The sequence below is a fragment of the Paenibacillus hunanensis genome (genome assembly GCF_034055775.1).
Taxonomy (GTDB): Bacteria; Bacillota; Bacilli; order Paenibacillales; family Paenibacillaceae; genus Saccharibacillus; species Saccharibacillus hunanensis.
Genome location: NZ_CP139194.1, coordinates 4,114,790 through 4,134,248, shown reverse-complemented (window position 1 = coordinate 4,134,248; position 19,459 = coordinate 4,114,790). Strand labels below are relative to the sequence as shown.

The 19,459-nt window shown below is 47.9% G+C and carries 13 protein-coding genes and 2 tRNA genes; 14 read left to right on the top strand and 1 reads right to left on the bottom strand.

What is annotated here, in order from left to right:
• The first annotated feature begins 29 nt into the window (after window positions 1-29).
• From ilvC to SK066_RS16760, 4 genes are all read left to right on the top strand, one after another.
• Entirely contained in the window at window positions 30-1,022 is a 993-nt protein-coding gene (ilvC, locus tag SK066_RS16775; RefSeq protein ID WP_188773825.1) for a ketol-acid reductoisomerase, read from the top strand.
• A gap of 343 nt (window positions 1,023-1,365) precedes the next feature.
• Window positions 1,366-2,907, top strand: coding sequence for a 2-isopropylmalate synthase (locus tag SK066_RS16770; RefSeq protein WP_188773826.1), 1,542 nt, complete (start codon window positions 1,366-1,368; stop codon window positions 2,905-2,907).
• A gap of 524 nt (window positions 2,908-3,431) precedes the next feature.
• Entirely contained in the window at window positions 3,432-4,514 is a 1,083-nt protein-coding gene (locus SK066_RS16765) for a hypothetical protein (RefSeq protein ID WP_320542325.1), read from the top strand.
• Window positions 4,515-4,889: 375 nt separating this feature from the next.
• Window positions 4,890-5,246: an Imm51 family immunity protein gene (locus tag SK066_RS16760; protein WP_320542324.1), complete on the top strand. Its 357-nt coding sequence runs from the start codon at window positions 4,890-4,892 to the stop codon at window positions 5,244-5,246.
• A gap of 422 nt (window positions 5,247-5,668) precedes the next feature.
• Here SK066_RS16760 and SK066_RS16755 read toward each other — a convergent pair whose 3' ends face one another.
• Window positions 5,669-6,658, bottom strand: coding sequence for an aldo/keto reductase (locus tag SK066_RS16755; protein WP_188773828.1), 990 nt, complete (start codon window positions 6,656-6,658; stop codon window positions 5,669-5,671).
• Between the two features lie 671 nt (window positions 6,659-7,329).
• Here SK066_RS16755 and leuB point away from each other — a divergent pair.
• The 10 genes from leuB (at window position 7,330) to SK066_RS16705 (ending at window position 19,359) form a co-directional block, all read left to right on the top strand.
• The gene (gene leuB / locus SK066_RS16750) at window positions 7,330-8,412 is read left to right on the top strand and encodes a 3-isopropylmalate dehydrogenase (RefSeq protein WP_250342753.1); all 1,083 of its coding nucleotides are present in this window, start codon (window positions 7,330-7,332) and stop codon (window positions 8,410-8,412) included.
• Between the two features lie 173 nt (window positions 8,413-8,585).
• Complete coding sequence (locus tag SK066_RS16745; RefSeq protein ID WP_188773830.1) at window positions 8,586-8,990, top strand: hypothetical protein; 405 nt, start codon at window positions 8,586-8,588, stop codon at window positions 8,988-8,990.
• 159 nt (window positions 8,991-9,149) lie between these two features.
• The gene (locus tag SK066_RS16740; RefSeq protein ID WP_320542323.1) at window positions 9,150-10,295 is read left to right on the top strand and encodes an AAA family ATPase; all 1,146 of its coding nucleotides are present in this window, start codon (window positions 9,150-9,152) and stop codon (window positions 10,293-10,295) included.
• 1 nt (window position 10,296) lies between these two features.
• Window positions 10,297-11,466, top strand: coding sequence for a DUF58 domain-containing protein (locus SK066_RS16735; RefSeq protein ID WP_320542322.1), 1,170 nt, complete (start codon window positions 10,297-10,299; stop codon window positions 11,464-11,466).
• Between the two features lie 179 nt (window positions 11,467-11,645).
• Window positions 11,646-13,013 (top strand): DUF4129 domain-containing protein, encoded by a 1,368-nt coding sequence (locus tag SK066_RS16730; RefSeq protein ID WP_320542321.1) that lies wholly within the window; start codon window positions 11,646-11,648, stop codon window positions 13,011-13,013.
• Window positions 13,014-13,183: 170 nt separating this feature from the next.
• Window positions 13,184-14,155, top strand: coding sequence for an aldolase catalytic domain-containing protein (locus tag SK066_RS16725; protein WP_188773834.1), 972 nt, complete (start codon window positions 13,184-13,186; stop codon window positions 14,153-14,155).
• Window positions 14,156-14,344: 189 nt separating this feature from the next.
• Window positions 14,345-14,418: transfer RNA gene (locus SK066_RS16720), tRNA-Pro, on the top strand.
• A gap of 10 nt (window positions 14,419-14,428) precedes the next feature.
• Window positions 14,429-14,499, top strand: a tRNA-Gly gene (locus SK066_RS16715).
• Window positions 14,500-14,937: 438 nt separating this feature from the next.
• Complete coding sequence (locus SK066_RS16710; protein WP_320542320.1) at window positions 14,938-16,662, top strand: hybrid sensor histidine kinase/response regulator; 1,725 nt, start codon at window positions 14,938-14,940, stop codon at window positions 16,660-16,662.
• 591 nt (window positions 16,663-17,253) lie between these two features.
• Window positions 17,254-19,359 (top strand): ABC-F family ATP-binding cassette domain-containing protein, encoded by a 2,106-nt coding sequence (locus SK066_RS16705; RefSeq protein ID WP_320542319.1) that lies wholly within the window; start codon window positions 17,254-17,256, stop codon window positions 19,357-19,359.
• The last annotated feature ends 100 nt before the right edge of the window (window positions 19,360-19,459 follow it).

Genomic DNA, 19,459 nt, shown 5'->3' with positions numbered 1-19,459 from the left:
CGTTTCATATATTAAAGGAGGAAGAAAAAATGGCAGTAACAACTTACTACGAAAACGATGCAGAATTGAACGTATTGAAAGGTAAAACAATCGCAATTATCGGTTATGGTAGCCAGGGTCATGCTCACGCGCAAAACCTGCGTGATAGCGGTCTGTCGGTTGTCATCGGTCTGCGTGAAGGTAAATCGTTTGATAAAGCGAAAAACGATGGCTTTGAAGTACTGTCCGTAGCAGAAGCTACCAAAAAAGCAGATATCGTTCAAATTCTGATGCCAGATGAAACACAAGCTAGCGTCTACAACAGCGAAATCGCGCCAAACCTGAAAGATACGGCTGCTCTGCTGTTCGCACACGGCTTTAACGTTCATTTTGGTCAAATCGTTGCTCCGAAAAGCAATGACGTACTGCTTGTTGCTCCTAAATCTCCTGGTCATATGGTACGTCGTACATATGAAGAGGGATTCGGCGTACCTGGCCTGATCGCGATTCATCAAGATGCTACTGGCAATGCCAAAGAAATCGGTCTGGCGTATGCAAAAGGTATCGGCTGTACACGTGCAGGCGTTATCGAAACTTCCTTCCGCGAAGAAACGGAAACGGATCTGTTCGGTGAGCAAGCTGTACTGTGCGGTGGCGTAAGCGCCCTGGTTAAAGCAGGCTTTGAAACACTGACTGAAGCTGGCTACGCTCCTGAAATGGCTTACTTCGAGTGTCTGCATGAGCTGAAGCTGATCGTTGACCTGATGTACGAAGGTGGTCTGGCAACGATGCGCGATTCCATCAGTAACACTGCGGAGTATGGTGACTATGTAACTGGTCCTCGTATCGTAACTGAAGAAACGAAAAAAGCGATGAAAGAAGTACTGTCCGATATCCAACAGGGTAAATTCGCACGCGACTTCATTCTGGAAAACCAATCCGGTCGTGCCTTCCTGACAGCAACGCGCCGCAACGAGTCCGAGCATCAGCTTGAAGTTGTTGGTGGTCAATTGCGTGAAATGATGCATTGGATTAAAAAATAATGATTTGAAGATTTAAATTGCGGTGGGCGGGTTGAAGCTACTGGCGCTTCGGGGGAAGATTGTTCTTTTGATCGCTGTTAAAGGTTGATTTTTTGAACGACTGCTTGTAGCAGTCAAAATCAACCTTTAAAGGCGAACGCTTCGCTTCTTTAGAACAATTCTTTCCCCTTCGCTGGTGCGTGTTCAATCTGCCTGCTGCAAATTAACTTCTAAACATTGTTTTTTTAAATGTTAGGGAAGTAGTGGGGGAAGTGAGTTGTGCTTGGCATGACTTTTACTCTTTTAAATGGAACTTTTTATAAAGTTAGTTATGGCTTTACCTAAACTATAAGGAGGTGCGATTATGCGTAAAATTTATATTTTCGATACGACGCTGAGAGATGGAGAGCAATCGCCTGGGGTTAACTTGAATACGCCGGAGAAAGTTGAGATTGCTCATCAGCTTGAGCGCCTGGGGGTCGATCGTATTGAAGCTGGATTTCCGGCGGCATCGCCTGGTGATCTGGCAGCGGTTAATGCTGTGGCGAACGCTGTGAAAAATGCCAGTGTGATTGGTTTGTCGCGTTCGCGTGAGCAGGACATCGATGCGGTACGCGAGGCGCTGAAGGGGGCGCAAGATCCGTGCCTGCATCTGTTCCTGGCGACTTCACCGATTCACCGCCAGTATAAGCTGCGCATGGACAAGGATCAGGTACGCGATACGGCACGCTCTGCGATTCGATATGCACGTAAATATTTTGATAAGGTTGAATTCTCGCTGGAGGATGCAGGACGTACGGAGCTGGAATTTATCGCAGAAATGACGAAGATGGCGATTGAAGAAGGCGCGTATGTGGTCAACTTGCCGGATACTGTCGGTTATTTGACACCTTATGAATACGGTAATATTTTCAAATATGTCAAAGAAAATGTACCTGGTGTAGAAAAGGTGCAATTGAGCGCGCATTGTCATGATGATCTGGGCATGGCAACAGCGAATGCTCTGGCAGCGATTTTGAATGGTGCCGATCAGGTTGAAGGTACGATTAACGGTATTGGGGAACGCGCGGGTAACACGGCGCTGGAAGAAGTGGCGATGGCGCTGGAAACGCGTCAGGACTTCTACGGTGCGAAGACATCGTTTACGTTGTCTGAAATTGCACGTACGAGCCGTCTCGTCAGCAAGCTGACAGGTATGGTTGTTCCGGGTAACAAGGCAATCGTTGGTGCAAATGCATTTGCCCATGAATCCGGTATTCACCAGGATGGTATGCTGAAAGAGAAATCAACGTATGAGATTATGACACCGGAAACGATTGGACTCAAGGAAAGTAAGCTGGTGATGGGCAAGCACTCCGGTCGCCATGCCTTCCGTGAGCATCTGATCGAGCTGGGCTTTGAGCTGGACGAAGAAGCAGTGAATCGCGCATTTGCTAAATTCAAAGTGCTGGCAGACAAGAAGAAGGAAGTTACTGATGATGATCTGTTCGCGCTGCTGGAAGAGCGTCTTGCCGATACACCGGAATTTTTCCAGCTGGATTCGTTGTTCGTATCGTTTGATAGCGAGAGTGAGCCGACTGCACGCGTACGTCTGAGCACGATCGATGGCGGTGTGCGTGAAGAGGAATCGAGCGGTAACGGGGCAGTCGATTCGATCTACAATGCGATCGATAAAGCTTCACAAGAAGATGTGACGCTATCTGATTATTCGATCAAGGCGGTTACCCAGGGTAAGGATGCACTCGGCGAGGTTCATGTAGCCTTGACGCAAGAGGGCATTACGGCTCAAGGTCGCGGCGTCAGCACGGATATTTTAGAAGCGAGTGCACGTGCATATGTAGACTCCTTGAATCGTCTGGTAGAAAAACGCAAAACAGGACGTCGTGATAATATTTCAATGATCTAACTAAAGAAACAGATCGTATCATCGATGTACGATTAACTATCAACTCTAAAGTCTCTGGCTTTGCAGCCGTATCGCCTGGAAGTACATAGAATCGTTCCGATCATGGAGCATTCTTACTTACTTCCAGGTGTATACGAAGCTGTAAGCCAGAGGCTTTTTTGGCATGGTAATCTGACCTTATGCAGTTGTCTGATGTGTAATATCATAGTGGGATTGCTATACGGACTGTGGTCGTTCATGCAAAAATAAGTTGTCCGTGCTAAAAAGCTACAGAAACGAATCTAACGAATGGAGTATTTTTGCATCAGTTTGTTTGGAGTCTCTAGTTATAACGATCACTAGAAGTTTATTTATTTTCAAAATTATGGTTGTAGAAAGCGGTCTTATTTTTACTTTATAGATGAACCTCGCTTTTCAGTCCCAACTTCTCAGTCTTAACTTTCAGACGAAGCCAGCATGAACAGCATCAGAGTGTATAAAGTCTGGAGAGCGAGGTCAATCCAACAATCAGGGAGGCAATTATAATGACAAGCAGTGGACGTGATTTGACGATTGAAGCTGTCAATACAACAGGTGTGGTGCAGTACGATATCGCTTCAGCTACGCGGGGTGGTACACGACGATTGATGGTTAGCGATAACCCGGAGACATTGAACGAAACGAATTTTCCAGTGACACACGGTGTGTTGTGGCATGATGTTGTACGTAGCAACGATGGACAGGTGAAGCATCGCATTTTCGGCTGGCATTATAATGTGTTGCCGAATCCGGTGAAGATCGGAATTACGCTGGAAAATCGCGCGAACCATGGTGCATTGCGTCTGGAGGATGTGAAGCGTGAATACCGGATCGGCGGCGATGAGGTGAACTGGATTACGGATATCGGCGGCAATATTTCTAAGGCGGTACTGGCAGGTACAATGGATCAGCGTACAGCGGATCAGCCACTGATCAAGCAGCAGCAATCCGGTCAGATCGAAGCTTTTATCGTACCATCGGGTAAGCTGTTCGGGTTCGTGTATGATTTTACAGTGAAAAGTACAGATAGCGGCGAGATGCTATATACCGTGCGTACAGTCGCATCGCGCGATACCGCGTATGATCTGACATTGCTGAAGTCGGAGCCATTGCCGCTGGCAGCACAGTCTCATCCGCGCGGGAACTGGACCTTTTCAGAAACGAATGCGATGACTCCAGTCTATACCGCAGGTACGGCTCGCGTGATCTATCCGACAGCTGCCAAGCTGAAAAAAGACGGCTCGATTCCAGCGGATCAGCTCTTTACCGCTGCTGCCAGCGAACAGCCGCAAAGCTCGCTAGATAACCGGGCGCAATTTGGTGCAATTTATAATGTGACTGTACCTGTATACAACCCGGGTCCACAACATCGTACCGTGCAAATTTCACTCAATCCGCGTGGTGGTAGCTATGGCGGTGCAGTCAAGATTGGTGAGGATGTATACGGTGTACCACTGCTGCGTACGAATCAGCAAAAGGCACCTGTATATGTAGCCAGCGTGGCACCAGGTACGAGCAATTATAGCTTTAGCCTGATGATTGCAGGCGCTTCGTCTACGCCGCTTGGTTTGCTGGTGGAGACACTGTAATCGATTGCCAGTTGTGTACCCGTTGTGTAGTACAGATCGCCGCATAGCTCAAGAAGTAAAAAAATGACTGCTCTATGGGAAGAATTGTTGGTCATGTTCATACGTGCATACAGGGGCTGGTAAAACCTGTATCCCAGCTAGCGAGCTGTTCCTGCTGACACAGGTCGTACGGAATTGTGAACAGGAAGAAATGCATAATCATGAAATGCGCTCCCATTGATATGCTAGCTTCCAGTTAGTAAGCACTAGAGCAGCAGTCTATATTTGATTCGATCCGATCATGGAGCCGTGTGAAAGGGTATGGTAGAATTTAAGCGAACATACGTTTGTTTATAGATTCACCCATACATCCGATAACACGAAGGAGACATGATGATGAGTAAACAGGAAATCAATGAACAGATCGCCCCTTTTAAATGGGTATCGTCGGAATCGAATCCAGGTGCCTCTGTTATCCTGGTCGCTGGTATGTACAAGCAGGACGTATTTGACCAACGTGCAGACGAGGGCTTTGAAGGTGGAGGGTATGACTGGGCATCGCTGGCAGCGGTATATTTGGCTGAACGTATGCCAGAGCTGGAGTCGATTGTACGCTTTGATCCCGAAGCGGATATGTTCTGCGCGTATTCGAATGATGCCGAAGCGCTGCGCAAATTCATTATCGGTTTTCACGAGGCGTGTGAGCAGCCAGAAGTGATCGCAGATTTGTTCTCCCGTGCAGAGCTGGATTAACTGATGGCATGCGCGTGCTCGATGCAGTTAGCGTTGAATGTGTCGGTATAAACTAAGAATTTGCCTGGTAGAAATACAGAAGCCAAGGAGAAGCTAGACGAAGCTCGATCGAATGAGTCGTGTTGTATGCTAATTAATTCTTTGTTTTTGACATCATCGACTCCGAGAAAAAGCTTCAAAGCCCCACGTTACACTACCAACATTCACCCTACACATCTAAAGTATCACAAGCATATAAGAACGCTATACCAAACCAAAAAAGTCGCAGCGGCTCCATACGTCCGCTGCGACTTTTTCATCATTCTATTTTACTTGACGTTTGCCTCGTTACATCGAACTCCAAGATAAGCAGCTTGAACGATAGCTCAACCTACGTCCAAACAGCCTGACAGTGTAGCTAGGCAATATTAATTACGAGTGGATTACCACGCATACGCCATTGGAGCCGCTTTACCTGGTCCTGGGAAAATTTCATCCAGACGTTTCAATGTTTCTTCATTCAGCTTCACATCCAGAATACGCAGCGAGCCTTCAAATTGCTCGGATGTACGTGGCCCGATAATCGGTGCTGTTACCGCTGGATTCGCCAGTACCCACGCCAGCGCAACCACATCCTGTGGTTCGCCTAGCTCCTTGCATAGCTCGTCAAATTGCTCCAGCTGTGTACGGTGCTTCTCCACACGCTCGGCATTGCCGCCACTGCGAGAGCCTTCGATTTGTTTGAGTGCATTGCGACCGAGCAGACCGCCATCGAGCGGACTCCATGGAATAACACCCAGCCCAAGCTCCTTCGAGGCTGGTAGCACTTCCAACTCGGGCTCACGGCAGAGTAGACTATATTTATGCTGCTCGGATACAAGTCCGAGGAAATGACGCTTCTCGGCTTCCTTCTGGGCAACTGCAATATTCCATCCAGCAAAGTTACTGGAGCCGACATAGCCAATTTTACCTTGATTCACAGCGACCTCAAAAGCCCCCCATAGCTCATCCCAGCTAATGGCAGGATCAACGTGGTGCATCTGATACAATTCGATATGATCCGTCTGAAGACGCTGTAGCGAGCCTTCCAGATGACGACGGATTTTATACGCAGACAGTCCACCTTCATTGTTCGGGCCGTCTGGTTCGATATTCATTTTGCCATATACCTTGGTTGCAAGAATCGTCTTCTCCCGTCGTCCGCCGCCCTGCTTGAACCAGCGTCCGATGATCTCTTCCGTTGAACCGGATTGACCCTTGCCGCCAAATCCGCCATACACATTGGCAGTATCAAAAAAGTTAATCCCTGCATCGAGTGCAGCATCCATAATGCGGAACGATTCTTTCTCATCCGTCACGGGTCCAAAATTCATCGTACCCAGGCAAATGCGACTAACCTTCAAGCCCGACTTACCCAAATAAGTGTAATCCATTCATCATCGCACTCCTTCGAAGTTAAAGTAGACGTCTGCACGAGCCCTATGTATGAGCGCACAGGCGCACCAAGCCATTGCTGATGCACAGAGAGTAGTTACGATTGTACACCTGCATACTATTGTAGTCCTTGCCATCGCCCACTTCAAATCCAACCACCCAGTATATGGTAATCCCGACTAAGATGATATGAGATATAACAATAACGAAAAGAAACGTTTAGTAATGAATACGGTTGCTATATATTGCTATCTGAATGTGTACTCCTGAACTCCTCATCCCAACGATTCCAACCATTATATTAGAGTCTGTTTTCTTACTTCTTTTCCAAACTGGTCTACGCGCATACATCAAATACTTCCCACCATAAAACAAAATCCAACATTCATTCTAGTTAAGAGTAGCTACATGAGTACCTAAAGTTATATGCACCCGGAACAAGCCATTCAATTCTCGTACGCTATAAAGAATCGTTTCCTTCCTCTTTATAGGTTCTGCCTATAGCTATCATAGTTTGTATATCTTGGATAAGAATCTGATTACGTGTTAAAACTGAATATAGAGTAAATGAGCGAATGCACATCCGAATAGGTACGTAGCGCGATGTACATAAACCTACTGACTATGCAGACCTTGGCATAAAGCAAGGCTGCCCAAAGGAGAGCTATACATGAGCGAAACGAAAAAGATTGCGGTAATCCCTGGTGATGGAATCGGTCCTGAGGTTGTAGCCGAAGCAGAAAAGGTACTTCGTCGTGCCGAAGAGCTGTACGGGTATTCCTTTGAAACAGAGCATGCGCTGTTCGGCGGTATCGCTATTGACGAAAAAGGCACTCCACTTCCAGAAGAAACACTGAAGGTGTGTAAAAGCGCGGATGCCGTATTACTCGGTGCAGTAGGCGGACCAAAATGGGATAACAATTCCAAAGAGCTGCGTCCAGAAACAGGATTGCTCGGTATTCGTAAAGAGCTAGGCCTGTTCTCTAACCTGCGTCCAGCCGTTGTGTTCGATTGTCTGAAAGAAGCCTCCACCTTGAAACCAGAAGTGCTGGAAGGCACAGACCTAATGGTCGTGCGTGAGCTGACTGGCGGGATCTATTTCGGTGAGAAGTTCAGACGTGAAACTGAGCATGGCGAAGAAGCGGTGGATACCTGTGCTTACAATGTAGCAGAAGTAGAGCGCATCGTGCGTCAGGCATTCGAGATCGCTCAAGGTCGCCGCAAAAAGCTGGCTTCTGTTGATAAAGCGAACGTGCTGGAAACGTCCCGTCTGTGGCGTGAAACAGTAAACCGCATCGCTCCAGATTATCCAGATGTCGAGCTGGAGCATGTGCTGGTGGATAACTGTGCGATGCAATTGCTGCGTCGTCCTGCTAGCTTTGACGTAATCGTAACAGAGAATATGTTCGGCGATATTTTGAGTGATGAAGCAGCAATGCTGACCGGATCGATCGGAATGCTGGCTTCCGCTTCGCTGGGTGAAGGCAGCTTCGGTCTGTACGAGCCTGTACACGGCTCTGCGCCGGATATTGCTGGACAGGGACTGGCGAATCCAATCGCAACGATTCTGTCGCTTGCATTGATGTTCCGTACGACATTTGGCTATGGTGAAGCAGCGGATGCGATTGAGGCAGCTGTAGCGAAGGTACTGGATGAGGGACATCGTACAGCGGATATCGCAGTCGATAAGAGCAAGGCGCTGTCCACTTCCCAAATGGGCGATCTGATCGTAGCAGCAATCCAAAAGGCCTAACTTTATTTCCAACCCCTTTTCTTTACCAAATTGGCGAAGAAAAGGGGTTTTGTCTTGCCACGAAAAGGTGTAGAATGTACACAAGCTGGTTAATAATCTTTCACAAACATGTATACAATGTTGATGCGAAGTCACTTTGACGATTATAGAATCATGTCTGGAGGGAGAACACGATGAGCTTTTGCTGTGGCGGCAGTATGATTGGAACGAAAGGGACCCTCAAACATTTTAGAACCCAGGTTCACAATGTTCCCCTTCTGGTGTGTCCTGTATGCGAACGCATCGAAGTGCACTATAAGGTTGAGAACGAATATGAGATTCTGGCCGAGTATGCGCATGATGATGGCACACCGGAAATCGACTTTCAGGATTATGTGATGGAAGACGAGGATACCATGTTTGAGAATTGTGTAAACGTTGAAGAGGATGACCCGATGGATATGGTGCAGCGCCAGATCGATATGAGCCTGGATCTGCTCGCAGTAGCCAAAGAGATTGGTGACGAGAAATGGGAGCGCGATCTGAAAAAGCGTCTTGCTGTCATGAGTCTGCGTCGTGCCCGTCTTCAGCACAAATAATTAGAATACCGATCCATCACCATACGGATCATAATCCGAGCGGCAGGAGATATATTCTCCTGTCGTTTGCTGCATATAAAGGGTGCTTTTTTGTTTTGTCCGGTATTCATTGTATGATAGAAGAGAGCGTATACATAAGACGAAGGGGATGACAGCATCATGAATATCAATCACGTTCAGCAAGTCGTAGAACGATTAGAGCAAGAGATTGGACAACGCATTGTAGGCAAATCGCGAGAGGTACGCATGCTGCTGACAGCGCTACTGGCTTCCGGGCATGTGCTGATGGAAGACGTACCAGGTACAGGTAAAACGCTTCTAGCTCGTACACTAGCGCAGTCTGTGCAATGTCGATTTCAGCGTATTCAATTTACCCCTGATTTACTACCATCTGATCTGACAGGTGGCTATTTTTATAATCAAAAGGAATCGGAGTTTATTTTCCGTCCGGGGCCATTGTTTGCCCATATTGTATTGGCTGATGAGATCAACCGGGCAACGCCGCGTACCCAATCCAGCCTGCTGGAATGTATGGAGGAACGGCAAATTAGTATTGATGGCGAAAGTCATCGCTTAGAAGACCCATTCATGGTTATCGCTACGCAAAATCCAGTCGATAATCAGGGAACGTTCCCGTTACCGGAGGCGCAGATGGATCGATTCATGCTCAAGCTATCACTGGGCTATCCGACGCGCGATGAAGGGGTGGAAGTGCTGCGACGTACGCTTGGTGGAGGGCTGGAGCGTTCAGAGTCGGACAGCCTAGTTAATAGCACCAATAACTCATCTGAACGAAACACCCATGCCGATGTGGATAAGAGTAATGATACCGTACAGGCAAATACGGTAGAAAAGGTTACTTCAAGCGAGCGGACAGCAGATCATTTTACCAATACTGATCGTGCTATATCTCATTCTACGTCTGTCAGCGGCGCTTCTGTTACGCGTCAAGAAATTATGGAAGCACGCCGTATATGTCGCGAGGTAAGAGTGCATGATGATTTGCTTGATTATGTCGTTCGTATTGCCGAAGCGACACGTCAGCATCATGATACTGCACTTGGTGCCAGCCCCCGCGCTACGCAGGCACTGCTACGAGCTGCTCAGGCGTATGCAGCGATTCATGGACGCGATTATGTGCTGCCTGACGATGTGCAGGCGCTAGCTGTACCGGTGCTCGCTCACCGAATTGTGTTCCGCAGTCGCCAGCGAGGCGGTAGTGAAGCAGGACGTGAGCTGCTGGAAGCGGTCATTGCTGCTGAGCCTGTACCAGCAGAGCAAACTATCGTGAGCGGAGCACGCTAAGATGGCGTTATTCTGGTTAATGGTGGTCGCTCTGCTGGTCGTTGCAGCACAGGCTGTATTATTTGGTAAACGGTCGCTGGGCAAGCTATTTTATACCCGGCGTTTATCTGCCAGTCAGTGTCATGTAGGCGAACCACTGGAAATGATTGAGGAGCTGGAAAATCGCAGCTCATTACCATTACCGTGGTTGCGTCTGGAAGCGATGCTGCCGGTTGCATTTCAGTTTGCCGGGTCAGCTGATCTGGTTATTAGTGAAGGCACCGTGTATCAGAATCATCAAAGTCTATTCAGTCTAGGGCGCCGGGTTCGGATTGTACGACGTCATCCGATGCTGGCTCGTCAGCGGGGCATGTATCGCTTGGACAGCGTGTCGATGGGTGTGGGTGATTTGTTCGGACTGGTGCGGGTGAATCGTCCGATGCCGCTTCAGCTGGATGTGACGATCTATCCTCCTTATTTGCCTTCGTATCATATGCCTGACGCGTATAGCAGCTGGCAGGGGGAAATGGAGATGCGGCGCTGGATTAACGAGGATCCGTTTCTGATCACAGGTGTGCGTGAATATCGTTCCGGTGACCCGATGAATCAGGTACACTGGGCAGCAACCGCTCGTACGGGTGAATTGCAGGTGTATCAGCATGGCTACAGCGCTGATCCCGAGCTACTGGTCGTATTGAATATTGAGCTTAATGAGCAAATGTGGAGCACGGTGACCGAGCCAGCCGCAGCCGAATATGCGATTAGCTGCGCGGCAACCATTGTTGATGATTTGCTCGGACGAGGAATGAAGGCAGGCTTTGCCCATAATGCGATTATTCCTTATGAGGATGAGGAGCGTGCTTATATTGCGCCTGGATACGGCACCGAGCAGCTGTATTCAATTTTGCAAATGATGGCAGAGCTGCAATTGAAAATCCGCCGTCCTTTTTCCCAGCTGATTAAAGGTCTGATTCCAGAGGATGAACAACGTATGCCAACCGATATATTGCTCGTAACGCCGTATGTATCAGAGGCTATCGAAGCGTCCATCGAGGAATTGCGAAATGAAGGGATGCGTGTGGAAGTGCTATTATTGCCATCCGTTGAGCAGATGAAGCAGAACTACAGCATGCTTATGGAGCAATTCAGGCTAAAAGGCGCACGACCATCATCAATTGGGAAAACAAGCTGACTGAGTTTAATCAATCACAACGATATATCAATCTATCAACAACAATAGAGCATCGTATTCCATGTACGCGAGCCGAGTAGCCTCTCTAATACGTCAGGTCTTTCGGTATCGCGTAGAATAGATCCCGTGCCCTGCGATGCTCACTGTATCGCATTGGGTTAGGAAAGGAGAGTGACCCCATGAACGAGCAACGATATATAGGTAATCGGGTTGTAGCTGGAATACTTCATATCGCAATGGAGCTAGCAGCGATCTATCCACTGATCGTGCTACTGGATGCCTATTTACTGCAAAATGGGCTGCCGTGGAATTGGATTCTTCTGTTATTAGGCATCGCTGGAATCGGCACATTGCTGCGTCCTGCTGTACGTTTGAATGTATGGACGAATAGTATCTTGCTGATTGTCTATGCTGTGCTAATCCTTGTAGGCTGTTATCGCATAGCGGCTACGCAGCCAGCGGTTATAACATGGATTGCAGCAGTGATATTAGGTGTAGTGGCATTACTTCGTGGCGTGATGATTGCACGTAGTGATCGTGATCGATTATTTCCGATTCGCGCGCAGCTCATTGCACTCGGCTTAACCTGGATCATCTATATTGCCGCTGGAAGTAGCTCATCGATTCATGATGTGCGTGGTAGCTTATATGCGGCAGGTGCATTTACACTGTTCACGTTACTATTTCGATTTACGACTCAGCAGATTGATTACATATCGCTGGATGAAGGCTTTTCGTTTGCTTCGCTGCGTGCAGTCATTCAGCGGACACGGCGCTGGACATGGCTGGCGATCGTACTTATCGCTATTTTAGGTGCGAGTGATCAGCTTACGATCTGGCTGGAACGGGCGTGGCAAGCTCTACTGTCCATGTTAAATAATCAGACAGCGCCACCTCCGTCGATGTCAACCGAGACCTATACACCACCACCGATGGAGCCGCTTCAGCTTCCAGAAACGAGCAATACAGGCGGCGACCCCTTCTGGGTGGAAAAGCTTGCCCAGCTTATTGTTTTGCTGGCGTTATGTGCATTTATCGGTTGGATCGGCTATGTCGTGATCCGTTTGATTCGCCGCTATGCACCAAAGCTTTATCGCTGGCTACTGTCATTATGGGAGCCACAGCAGCTGCAAGAGCAAGAGGTACACGTAGATACGTATACCGATGAAGTGCAGAAGCTTGCCGAGCGTTCGGATCAACCGCGTCGTCTCTTTCAGCGCAATCGTAAGCCTGCACAACTGGATGAGCGTGTACGCTACTACTATCGTCAGCTTCTGAATCGTGCGGATAAGCGAGGGATTCCGATTGCAGTGTCAGCGACACCGGAGCATGTGGGTCGTCAGCTTGCACCGGAAGAGTATAGACAAGCGACAACAACAGGGATAAATAGGGCTGCTTCAGCTATAGAAGAGCATGAATCTATACCCGGAGCAGGCACCAAAGAGCTGATCGCACTGTACAATCGGGTGCGCTACGACGGAGCGCCTGTAGAGGAGCAGGAGCTGGCTCGCTGGGAACAGCAGTATGAGAGTGGCAGGAAACGGTAAATTTGTCTCTAACCTTGTGTTAGGGCTGGACATCGGGCTTCGTAACGTCTATCATAGAGTGTAAATGGCTGTAATGTATTGATGCGTTAAAGCGTGTGAGGATTTTCCTTTACATTAAACTAGGCGTACAGTATCATGTAGAGAATGAAGAGCCCGAAAGGAGATCAACAATGAAACTCAATCACTGCAAAATTGTAGACTGCACAATTCGCGACGGAGGTCTGGTGAATAACTGGGATTTCAGCGTCGAATTTGTACAGGATTTGTACAATAAACTGAACGAAGCGGGCGTTGATTATATGGAGATCGGTTACAAAAACTCTCCAAAGCTGCTCAAGGGTGCGGAAAGCGCTGGCCCATGGCGTTTCCTTGATGATGAGTTCCTGCGTGAAGTCATCCCGCATAAGGGTCATACGAAGCTGTCTGCACTGGTAGACATCGGACGTGTGGACGAAAATGATATTTTGCCACGTAATGAGAGCATGCTGGATCTGATCCGTGTTGCTTGTTATATCAAGGATGTAGACAAAGCGCTACAACTCGTAGAAACTTTCCATGATCGTGGTTACGAGACAACGATCAACATTATGGCATTGTCCAACGTAATGGAAAACGAGCTGATCGAAGCGTTTGAACTGATCAAGGAGAGCAAGGTTGATGTCGTGTACATCGTAGATAGCTACGGTAGTCTCGATTACAAAGACTTTATCTACCTGGTAGAGAAGTTCAAAACGCATCTGCCAAACAAACGACTGGGTGTACATACCCATAACAATATGCAGCTTGCCTTCTCGAATACATTGATTGCAGCTGATAACGGTGTAGAGCTGCTCGATGCTTCTGTATACGGCATGGGTCGCGCCGCAGGGAACTGCCCGACAGAATTGCTCGTTACGCATCTGAAAAACACCAAATACACGCTGCGTCCTGTATTGGAAATGATCGACAAGCACATGATCAAGCTGCGTGAAAAAGAAGAGTGGGGCTACATCATTCCTTACATGATCACCGGTACATTGGATGAGCATCCACGCTCCGCAATGGCACTGCGTGCAACAGAAGATAAGGATAACTCGGTTGATTTCTACGACAAGCTGACTACACCTGAAGTAAGCTTTGACAAATCGGGTAAAAACGCATAATAAAGGTAGAACCGGTGTGCGTTAGCTGCACCGGTTTTTATTTTTTGATGTTGCATAATGAGACAATCACGAAGGAAGCTTCATATATCACTATCATTCAGGGCTGAATGGTTTGGATAAAAAATGCTTGCAAACTACCCTTCGATGTGATATATTAATTCTTGTCGCTAAGATTGATAACTTGATTAACGGGATGTAGCTCAGCTTGGTAGAGCACCTGGTTTGGGACCAGGGGGTCGCATGTTCAAATCGTGTCATCCCGATACTTAATAGGCGGGTGTAGTTCAATGGTAGAACTCCAGCCTTCCAAGCTGGTAGCGTGGGTTCGATTCCCATCACCCGCTTTCCAAACAAATGTATAAAAACAAGAGCGCCGTAAACGTAGAGACGTTTACGGCGCTCTTGTTTTTGGGTAAAGACTCGTTAGCGGACAGTGTAAAGAGCAACCTGTAGCCAAAGGAGCAGGGGTGCATCATTGCTCGCTCTATTGCTGTGAGAGTAGATTCTCGCTATCCCGTGTTGAAATGGTATAAAGTGTAGGCACTGCCTTCATGTATCACGGTGCTAGCTTGCATAGCTTCAAAAGTAGGGCTGTTGACCGAATTAAGAGAGTTATGGATGAATAATTAAAAATTTAATAATTTATAAGGTTAATGGCTGGGTAAATCATATATAATACCATTGGAACTAGGAGAATAGTCCTTTTTCATCGATTCATTATATAGTTGGCTGTATAAGTGGCATAGAATGTGATTTTTAGATTGCTTGGGGAAAGGTGAGCCATGAGTAAATATTCCTTTTTTAATGATGCGATTGAAGCGGCAGGGCATATTACCGATGTGCTCAGTAATCTGTTGCAGGTAAATACGATCTTCGTCGCTAGCAATGATGGAGCGAATAACCGAATTTTGAAAGCATTTAATCGTGAGGAAATACTGGTTAGTAGTGATCTAGTTCTTCCGCTTCGGGATACGTATTGTAGTCTTGTATCCGGTAAAGCTGTCTATATTCCGCATACGATTGAGCATCCATCCACATGCCAGCTGCCTGTAACGAAAGGGTTGGGTGATCACTCTTTTATTGGATTTCCGATTGTGAAGCAAAATGGTCAATTATTCGGTACAGTATGTGCACTACATGCACCGGGCTATGTATTTTCCAAGTCTGAGATTCAGGCGCTGCATTCGATGGCGATCTTTATGAGCTATGTGGTCGAGCTGGAGAAGCGCATCGATCAGCAAGCGGAAATTATCGAATATGAGCAGGAGCGTAACGAAGAGCTGAACCGGGATAAGCAGCAGGTTATGGAGCAGGTTGATGTGCTACAGCAGGTGAAGGATCAGCTGGACTTGAAGCTTCAGCATAAGTCGGATACGCTCGCTGTGCTCAGCCATGAGATTCGTAATCCGCTTAACGGGATTTCCAGTGTGATCGAATTGCTGGAAACAACGGGATTATCAGCGGAGCAGCACGCCTACATTCAGATCATCAAAAAAAGTAGCCATACGCTAATGGATTTGCTAAATAATGTGCTTGAGCTAAGTCGACTGGAATCAGGCAAAATGACGGTAGAGAGCGAGCTATTCGACCTGCCTACACTGGTGGAGGAAGCGACCTATGTGTTTGCCGCGAAGGCGCTGGAGCGCAATATCGAGCTGATTATGGATATTGAGGAAGAGACACCTTTACTATATGGTGATACACGCAAAATCAGGCAAATCCTGATCAACTTGATCAGTAATGCCGTCAAATTCACCCATGCAGGCGATATTCTGATTCAGGCAACGATCATTTCGGAAAACAACGAGCAACTGGAAGTACCGGGAATCGTAGCCGAGCCTCGTGTATCGCTACAGATCAGTATTACCGATACGGGAATTGGAATGGAGCCGAAGCAACTAGAGCGTCTGTTTGAACGCTATTACCGTGCTGGCTTGCGTGAATCCTCGTACAATGGAACCGGATTAGGTCTGGTTGTATGTAAGCAATTAATCGAGCTAATGGAAGGGCAGATTGAAGTGAAAAGTGTGCCAGGTGAAGGTAGCGTATTTTCATTCACATTGCCCGTGCTACGACATGAACTGACCACACCATCGCTACGTCAACCGCTTCTTCATGGTAAGCAGATTCTGCTCATCGATGATAATGAGAAAATCCAGGGCTGGATTGGACGGTTAGTAGACGATTGGGGCATGCGATTACTGGCTACTAATGATCAGCAGGAAGCACTGGACTGGCTTCAGCAGGATCACTCACTCGATGCGGTACTGGTCGACTATGAGTGGATGAAGCTTCAACCGGAATCGTTGCAGGCGGCACTGCGCGAGCTACAGGAAACAAAAGGCATCGCCGTTATTTTATTAGCATCGCTTGGTACGATGATCGACGATTCCGCGCGTGTCTGGTCGACAGGTGTCGTTGTAAAGCCGATGCGCCGAATGTATTTGCTCAATTCACTTATTTTCGCGTTGACCAATCAAGCCGATCCGATGAGCCCGATCGTATAGTATGTATTAGCTAATTTGCAGTTGGCATTTATGGTAGCTTCTGCTACAATGAGGGTGTCTATCGGAGACAAGATAGACGTATTCTGTAGAAAAGAGAGGTAACCATTTGTCTGATGAAGTAAGTATGCGAACGTCCCCATGTACAGAATATGTTGTACAGGCAGTCAGCCATTCGTGGCCGATGCAACGGGATTCGTATGCGCATTTTCATCGATATAACAAATGGGAGCTTTTTAAATGATTTGCAGAATTTTCATGCTAATTACCGTAGAGGACATTAGCTGGCACGTTCTGAACAAGCATAGGTTTGTCATGTAATGGAGTAGCTTTTCCAAAGCGACAAAGGTGTACGCCGCATACGGAATAGATGCGTGGGTAGCATTGTTGCAGGAAATAGCGATATCCATCGACTCACCTGATGCTTTGACAATAGAGATACCGTTAGGAATATAACCTACCGTCCCTATCTCCCTTTCCCTTTGTGATCGCTTGAAAGCTAGAGCATATCTGAATATCTGTTCATCGACCGCGTGGCTGCTGCCGCGCGGTTTTTTGATATGTCCTGTGGTAGCAGGAAGGAGGACGATAGATATGACAACATTAGCGAGTATACGCAACATGGCAAAGGATTGGAAAGGGAAGTCTATTTTCGAAGGAGTTCATTTACAGATTGAGAGTGGTGAGCGATTGGCGCTGCTTGGACCGAACGGTAGTGGCAAGACAACGTTAATTCGCATCCTGATGGGAGAAGAGCGTCCGACTATAGGTGAGGTAGAGCGCTTCTTGCCATTGGAATACTGGGATTGGATGCGTCAGGAGGAAGGCGAGGTTGCTGCGGATGTGACCGTGCTGGAAATGGCTCGTCAAGGTAAAAGAGAGCTGTGGTCGCTGCGTCAGGAGCTTGATCGGATCGAGCGGCAATTGAACAGTGAGCAGGCTGCTATGATGCAGGAGGATGAGATGACTGCCTTGCTGGAGCGATATGGTCGTCTGCTGGAACAGTATGAGCAGCAGGACGGTTTTCACTGGGAAACCGAGGTAGAGAAGCAGCTGGCACGGTTAGGTATTCATTCGCAGCTATGGTCACGTCCCTATAGGAGTCTGAGCGGTGGGCAGAAGACGCGAGTGCGGCTTGCCGCTGTACTGACGCGAGATACACAGCTGCTTATTTTGGATGAGCCGACCAACCATCTGGATGTCGAGACGATGGAGTGGCTGGAAGAGCGGCTCAAGCAGTATACCGGAGCCTTACTTTTCGTATCGCATGATCGTGAATTCGTTGATCGCTTGGCAACGGCGGTAGCGGAATTATCTGCTGATGGTATAACGGTGTATAAGGGGGGATACCTTGCGTATCGCGAGCATAAGCAGCGAGAGCTGCGTGCACAGGAAGCCTTATACAAAAAACAGGAGCAGCAAAAGCAAGCATTACAGGAATCGATTCGTCGGTATAGCGAATGGTTCAAGCAAGCACATGCGAGTGCCTCCAAGCAAAATGAGGTGAAGATCACCGCTAGCTTTTACAAGGCAAGGGCGAATAAAAATATATCGCGCTATCATGCGAAGCAGAAGGCACTGGAGCGTCTGGAAGCAGAGCGTGTGGAGCGTCCACGTGAGGCGGATAAGTTGCATTTTGAGCTAGAAGCGAGTGAGTTCCGAGGGAATACATTGCTGGAGCTGGAGCATGTATCTTTTGGTTATGATGCCACAGTATCTGTTATTCCTATGGAAGAGTGTACTTCTAAAATAGAGCTTACCGATCCGAAACACCAGACCCATGCCATGGAATCTGCCAGTCAGAACGATCAGGCAGACCAGACTCACGAGATGGAACTTATCAGTCATAACGACCAGACAGGAGCAGTCGAACCTACTCATCCTAAAGGCCAGTCTTCCTGGCTGCTCAACGATGTAAGCTTGCAGCTTCATCGTACCGAGCGTCTTGCAGTTATAGGGCCGAATGGTAGTGGGAAGACGACGCTGCTTCGTCTGCTGCTGGATAAGCTGGAGCCTGTGGAAGGACATATTTATCGTCATCCAGCGCTCAAGGTCGGCTACTTCTCACAGGAGCTGGAAGGCTTGCCACAGGAGCAGACGCTATTAGATAGCTTGCTACTGTTACCGGGTATGACACGAACGGAGGCGCAGACGATTCTAGGCTGCTTTCTGTTCCGACGCGAAGATGTGCACAAGACGATCGCGCATCTGAGTATGGGCGAGAAATGTCGAGCGGCGCTGATTCGGCTTTATTTTGGCGGCGCGAATGTACTGGTACTTGATGAGCCGACGAACTATCTAGATATATCTGCTCAGGAGGTGATCGAGTCGGTATTGCAGGATTTTGGCGGTACGATTGTGCTGGTGTCTCATGATCGGATGCTGGTACGGCGATTGGCAAATCGACTGCTGATGCTGGACGGACAGGGTGGCTATGAGCTATTCGATGGCAATATGGATGAGTACGAGCAATTCCGTGCACGTCGACAGCGGCAGGAGCAGTCTGGTGGCAAGCAGGATGATGATCGACGGATGCTGTTGGAGCTACAACTCGCAAGGTTGATGGCAGCAGCTGAGCAGCAGCCCGGAGGATCCGGTCTAGCTTTGGGTGAGCGTTCCGAGAGTGAACGGCAATTGCAGGCAGAGATTCGGGAGCTACGGCGCGAATTAGAGCCATACAAATTCGGGAACAATCGTTGACGGCACGCAGGGAAGTTTGTACAATAAGGTGTACCTTATACGGAATTTCATTTCGTGTAAAATGTAATGGAGCTACATTGAATCTTCACTGCTGTTGCTA